We start from the raw sequence: 5,989 nt of genomic DNA on the forward strand, positions 1-5,989 counted from the left end.
TTCGTGGAACAGGGGCAAGGTCATTGTGGACTAGACCGCCGCAACGGTGTCACTGCACCCTACGCTTGCGAAAGCCGAGATCTGGGCATCGAATTGTTTAGTTTTTTCGCAAACTCGCAGCAGATGATGAATCTCTTCGCGGCTAAATTGCATCGTTGACTACGATACCCACGGAAAGTGTAGTTATCTTTCCCTTAAACATATTTGCAGCTTATAGGGCACATTGCATTTTGCAATGCTGAGTTTGACCAGCACTTGACTCGCCCCGAGCAAGCCTCGCACATCTGTGAGGACGAATCCTCACGCCGCTTGGGAGTCGCACTTGACAGTCGTACACGACGCATCTAAATGCGCTCGGCGCCCCCCGCCGTCGACACCAAACAGCCGTGATGGCAAGCAGTCGGTCGTGTCGTGTACACACCCCGTTGGTTGGTATAAAGTGAAATGGTCGTTCCTTTCGGTGCTTCCCAATCAGGAGCCGTCATGCGCAATAGAATCGCCGCTGCAGTATTCGCGACAATGATTTCATTCTCGGCCACCGCAGAAGATACAAGCAAAGTTGTGAAGTCCTATGAACTCAAAAATGGATCGTATGTTCATGTAATGGATAATGGAAAAATAGTCATGAAGGATCCGTATGGCCATGACATGCATATGAAAGAGGGTATGGCTATGGAGATGAAGGATGGCGGTAAGATTATTATGAAAGAAAACCAGATATTTCGCCTTGACGATAACAGGAGGGAACAGCGACGTGGAAATTGATTTCTTGAGCGCCCGCTTGCTCCGTCCCGGAAACGACGGATCAGGACACTACACAGGTTCGGGCTTAGTGGCATTGAGACGGACAAGCAAGGAGGGAAGCCACGAATATTTGGGGTGAACGACTGGCCCAAACCATATGCATTGGCTGTTCGCGGTGCTGGCGATGGTTTCGATTACCTTGCATGCTCAGGAGGTGCCGGCCCACGCTGCCCCCTTCAAGCCTGAGGAATTCGAGGCACTGGTCGCGCCCATCGCGCTCTATCCCGACTCGGTTCTGACTTAAGTTGTGATGGCTTCCACCTATCCGCAGGAGATCGTGCAAGCAGCGCGCTTGGTCAAGGCCAACCCGGGGGTAAAGGGCAATGTCGTGCTCAAGGCAGTCGAGAGGTCTGGCGTGGGATGTCAGCGTGAAATCGCTGGTCGCCATTCCATAAGCCCTAGAGCCGATGAGCGACAGACTCGATTGGGCACAGAAGCTTGGTGACGCTTTTCTCGCTCAGGAGTCGGACGTGCTCGCTGCGGTACAGCGATTGCGCACGCCCAGCAGTCTGGGAACCTCAAGTCGAGCAAGCAGCAGAACGTGATCGTGGAGCCTGCGCCGGCGCCAATACGGGGGCAGGCCAGCCAGTCAATCGTGCGCATCGAGCCTGCGGATCCACAGTTCATTTATGTGCCGCTTACATCCCCACCACGGTCTACGGGGGCTGGAGTTACCCGGCATATCCGCCTTACTACTGGAAGTCATATCCCGCCTACTATCCTGGCGCGGCACTGGCCACCGGATTTGCCTGGGGCGTAGGCTTGGTTGCGGCCGGGGCAATTTTCGGGAGCGCAAACTGGGGCCACGGCGACGTGAACATCAACTTCAACAAGGCAGCCAATATCGACCGCTACTTTTACCGTTGATGCCTCCCACCGCAAGGGTGTAGCGTATCGCGACAACGCTTCGCGTGAGAAATTCGATGGCAGGAGTATGGCGGGTGCAGACCGGCGCAACGAATTCCGCGGCCGGGGTGGAACTGGTGATCGGGGCCAGGCGAGTAATCGTGCCCGCGTCTCGGACCGCGCTGGCGGCCGTGGCAATCGCGCAGGCGGCGCTAGCAGTGGACGCGACGGCGCTTTCCAGGGCGTTGGCGGGCGCGGCGCAACCGCCCAGCGCGATTTCGACCGTGGACACTCCAGCTTGCAGTCCTCAGGCATCGGAACGGGCGGCGGCGGACGCGGCGGTGGTGGTGGAAATGCGGGTGGCGGTCGTGGAGGCGGTGGCGGATATGGCGGCGGTGGCGCGCGTGGACGCGGCGGGGGTAGGCGCTAAAGGACGGTTAAGCATGAAATCGCCAATGCGATTTCCCGGCTGCCGGCTTGCCGCCGTAGCTCGCTCGGTGGCCACCATATTGGCGCTCGCGTTCGGGGCGCTTCCCGCTAGTTTCGCGAACAGTCTGTTTAGCTCCCCAGCGGTCGCGATGAGCGCGTTTGGCGATGCCATCGCCGCCAACGACGTGGGGGCCATGAGGGCCATCTTGGGGTCTAACTTTCGAGATTTCATCCCACCCGTTGGCGCCGAGATTCGATTGCAGTTCCTCGACGCTTGGAATGTTTCGCATGCGATCCAGGCAGCAGGCAATTACGCCTACATCGCCGTAGGCAACGACGGTTGGACATTGCCTATTCCCTTGGTGAAAACTGCGAAAGGCTGGCGTTTCGATACGCGAGCCGGTGTTGAAGAAATGCGTGTGCGTCGGATCAGTCGAAACGAGCTGGCCGTAATCCAGATGATGCTGGCAATCTACGACGCGCAGTACAAGTACGCCTTGGCCGAACAGCACCGCTCTGCTGTGTCGGTGTATGCCGCCAACAAGACCAGCATCTCTGATGAGCAAGCCGAAATGAGCCATCCGACACGTGCAACTAGGCCCCGGAGCCCCCATGGGCCGGGCTTCTCCACGGCGAGCAAACGTAATGTCAGGACGAAAAGCTACTACGGATATTATTACAAACTCCTGACCTCTCAAGGCGATCACGCGCCAGGCGGAGCATTCGACTATGTCGTAAATGGAAGGATGCTCGATGGTTTTGCTGTGTTGGCTTGGCCCGTTCGCTACCATGACACTGGTGTTATGAGCTTCATGATGAGCCATGAGGGCCAGGTCTACGAGCGTGACTTGGGCCTGGACGGTGCGACCAAGGCTGCGGCAATGAAGTCGTTTGATCCCGACCCGGGTTGGCGCCGGGTCTCACCATGATTTCCTTCATCTAGCTACGCCTTCCTTATCGGCAGTGCCTATAGGCGTTTGCGCAGGCGAGGGTCGGAGTATTGCTTCTGACATTTACCCAAGGTCAAGCGTGTCAGGGTCAATCTGAATAGGATGCAATCCGTTTGACGCACACCACGACGATACCCGTGGTCGAGAGTCCGGATTAACCGCGCCGAAAGACCGATGAGGCACAGGCGCTGCTCGGCCATGCCTCGGTGCAGACCACGGAGGTCTGCACCCGGACCGACCTGAGCCAGCTGCGGGAGTTCGTCGAGCGGACCTTTGCCGAGCCGCTGATCCGCCGGCACGGGATGTTCACTAGCAGATAACGGTCGACAGCAGGCGACGCCGTCCAAGCTTCCGATCGCTGCTCCATAGGTGGTGCCCCAGGCGGGTTCTCGCATTGGTCGGGATCACGCTCGGATTGGCGTTCGACGCCTTACGGCGGCGCTGAGACAGCCTGGGACGCGACTACGCGCAAGGTGTCCCAGTATGCAACGGTCGCTTCGGCCAAGGCGAGGATCATTTCCTGACGACAATATCCGCTTTCGTCTTGCCGACAATATCAAACAGCTCCTTTTGCTCTGCTGCCGGAACCTTGAACTTGTCCAGGGACTTCTTAAACTCCTTGGCCATCACATCCCACTCGCGCTCGCTGATATTCAGAAGAGCGTGCGACTCGTTCATCGGCTTTCCGGTGTACTTGCATGGGCCACCGCTGACCTCGCAGACCAATTGCGCAACCTGGAACTTGAGATATGGTGGCAGAGAACTCTTGCGGCCCGCAGCGATGGCAGGATTCTGGTTTAGTGTTTTATTTGCGACGAGTCGGTCGATAAAATCGTCGACCACGACTGTGATGCCCTTTAGCCCTCCCAAACGATCATAAAGGGACGCCTGGGTAATGGTCTGTTGCGCCGATACTGCCGGCCCAAAGGCAGTGCAAAGTGCGAACGAGATTGCGAGAATGCTCTCCACAGTGTTCCCATCTCCGTCTCCTGCAGGAGTTTGCGGGGCAGCAATCCCGCGAACAGCAACCTAATACACCCGAGCTGGTCGATCTGTGCGGGATCGCACACCGGTTGATTGGAATGCTTCTGCCATGCTGCCGCGTGGCATTGGTCCAAGCATCGAAAGACCAGATTCCGGCGCCCAACGGAGCGAGCAAGCGACGTGCATACACGCCTTCGACGACGAGGCCGCCAAAGCCCTCGGCTAGAGCCACGGTGGTTTGTGCTCGCGGCGATCGCGTGTTGCTGGTTTCCAAGGACGGCAGCACGTGGGCGCTGCCGGGCGGGCGTCCAAGCAAGGACGAGCCATTTGTTGATGCGGCAAGCCGGGAATTGCTGGAGGAGACCACGTTGCTCTAGTTTATGGAGTGAGTTTATCCGGAGGGCGCTGGACTCGTTCCGAGGCAGCGCTCTTTTTTTCCTGTCCGCCCCTACTTCCTTCGACAATATGCAAGCCTTCGTTGTCGTAGCGTCTAGAGCTGCATTGCTGCTTGGTGCACGCCGACTGGTCTCAACGAGCTTCCCGTTGCTGGTTTCGTCGAACGTGTTGACGGCTCTATGTCGGGGGCGGTCAGGAATCAAACGCCATATTTCCGGACGGTTCCATTTATCAAAGAGAAGAACCGCGTTCCATTTCTGGCGAGCAGGGAAAAGTACATCGGCTGCGTTGGTCTGGACACTACCGGCCATTCACCCGCCATCGGAATCGCGTCCCCGACTCCACTTGAACTGTACGCTCAGAGCCATCGACATAAGCTTTCAACCAAACTTCTCCGTCAAAGGGAAGCTTTGCTTTGCGGCCGTTCTCGTACAGCAGCGCAAGCGAGTTGCCATCGGATTGTACGGATTGGAGACCCCATGTCGAAGCATCCCTCGCTTGAGGTGATGCGCGACATTGAGCAGCGCAGAAAGCCCTTCTTATTGTTGGTAAGCACCCCCCATTGCACCCAGGTTGACGCCATTTGTGCGCCGGCTCCGATGACGGCAGGCCTGCTTGCGAAGATATCCAGAATCGTCTTGGAAAGGTTACGGGTCTTGCAAATATAGTTGCCTTGGCTGCTTTCCGGCACAGAATCGAAAGATGTCGACGGCCCGTAGCAGACAATATTGGAGACGGGTAAGAGGCCTCCAAAGCATCCCATTGCCCATGGCTGGCGAGGGTGGGGAGATCTACCAACACCCGAAGTCGAAGCTCACTTCGAGGTGACTACGATAGCGGCGTTGTAGAACAAGTCCTGCCAATCACTAGGCGGCGTTCATCGTCTCCACGGACAACAACCGGCACTTCATACTAGGGGGGCCGCTATCGGCATGGGGAGCCGATTGCATCAGGGTTCGTCGAGTCGGCCGTGAACCCGCCCGCCCATCGGTGTCAGCCGCGCGCGTCCCGGTCTGCAGAAGCTGGCTCGACCGTGTCCGCCTCTGACCAGCCGCCGCCCAGCGCCCGGTAGAGCTGGACCGTGGCAAGGGCCTGCCCGGTCTGCGCCTGGAGTACTTCGTCTTCTCGCTGGAGTGCGCCGATGCGGGCATCGAGCACGTCCTGGAGAGTGCGCCGCCCACCTTCATACAGCCGCTGCGCCTGGTTGGCATTGCGCTGGGCAATAGCAAGGGTGCCTTCCAGCCGCTGGCTCCTTAGGTCAAGCCCATGGCGCACGCCGTAGGCGCTGTCCACTTCTTCCAGCGTGCGCAGCACCGCCTTCTCGTGCTCAACCAGTGCCGCTTGCAGCCGGGCATCGTTGGCCGCGATATTCGCGCGGATGCGCCCGGCGTTGAACAGCGGCAGGTCGACGCCGGCGCTCAGCAGGCCGCCGGTACCGCTGAGGGCCGGCAACCCGTCGATGCGAATGCGTCCATCCAGACCGATGAAGCTGAGGTAGAAGCGCGGCAGCAGATCGGCCTTGGCGCTGCCGAGCCTGGCCGCCTGCGCGCGCAGCAGGGCCGCGGTGGTGCGCACGTCGG

Annotated in this window: 5 protein-coding genes and 1 pseudogene; 4 read left to right on the top strand and 2 right to left on the bottom strand. The window is 58.7% G+C overall.

The annotated features are described in order from the left end of the window. Window positions 1-483 precede the first annotated feature (483 nt). From D769_RS31310 to D769_RS20310, 3 genes and pseudogenes are all read left to right on the top strand, one after another. A complete protein-coding gene (locus tag D769_RS31310) occupies window positions 484-765 on the top strand; it encodes a CopK family periplasmic copper-binding protein (protein WP_029309018.1) in 282 nt (93 codons plus the stop codon). Window positions 766-928: 163 nt separating this feature from the next. Continuing rightward, window positions 929-2,080 (top strand): annotated as a pseudogene (locus D769_RS20305) (DUF3300 domain-containing protein). Window positions 2,081-2,105: 25 nt separating this feature from the next. After that, window positions 2,106-3,008, top strand: a complete 903-nt coding sequence (locus tag D769_RS20310) for a DUF2950 domain-containing protein (protein WP_255354598.1) — start codon at window positions 2,106-2,108, stop codon at window positions 3,006-3,008. A 534-nt stretch (window positions 3,009-3,542) separates the two neighbouring features. Here the strand turns inward: D769_RS20310 and D769_RS20315 are convergent. Further along, complete coding sequence (locus D769_RS20315; protein WP_008648942.1) at window positions 3,543-3,998, bottom strand: group 1 truncated hemoglobin; 456 nt, start codon at window positions 3,996-3,998, stop codon at window positions 3,543-3,545. A 113-nt stretch (window positions 3,999-4,111) separates the two neighbouring features. Here D769_RS20315 and D769_RS32945 point away from each other — a divergent pair, with 113 nt between their 5' ends. After that, window positions 4,112-4,390 carry an NUDIX domain-containing protein gene (locus D769_RS32945; protein WP_231582260.1) on the top strand — a complete coding sequence of 93 codons (279 nt, stop codon included), beginning with the start codon at window positions 4,112-4,114 and terminating at the stop codon, window positions 4,388-4,390. Window positions 4,391-5,402: 1,012 nt separating this feature from the next. Here the strand turns inward: D769_RS32945 and D769_RS20330 are convergent. Continuing rightward, the coding region (locus D769_RS20330) for a TolC family protein (protein WP_008648945.1) at window positions 5,403-5,989 on the bottom strand (587 nt) is incomplete at its 5' end.

It is taken from the genome of Cupriavidus sp. HMR-1, assembly GCF_000319775.1.
Taxonomy (GTDB): domain Bacteria; phylum Pseudomonadota; class Gammaproteobacteria; order Burkholderiales; family Burkholderiaceae; genus Cupriavidus; species Cupriavidus metallidurans.

What these genes read in the sequence shown, in the direction of transcription:
- D769_RS31310 (WP_029309018.1), top strand. Translation starts at nt 484, where the DNA reads ATGCGCAATAGAATCGCCGCTGCAGTATTCGCGACAATGATTTCATTC.
- D769_RS20310 (WP_255354598.1), top strand. Translation starts at nt 2,106, where the DNA reads ATGCGATTTCCCGGCTGCCGGCTTGCCGCCGTAGCTCGCTCGGTGGCC.
- D769_RS32945 (WP_231582260.1), top strand. Translation starts at nt 4,112, where the DNA reads ATGCTTCTGCCATGCTGCCGCGTGGCATTGGTCCAAGCATCGAAAGAC.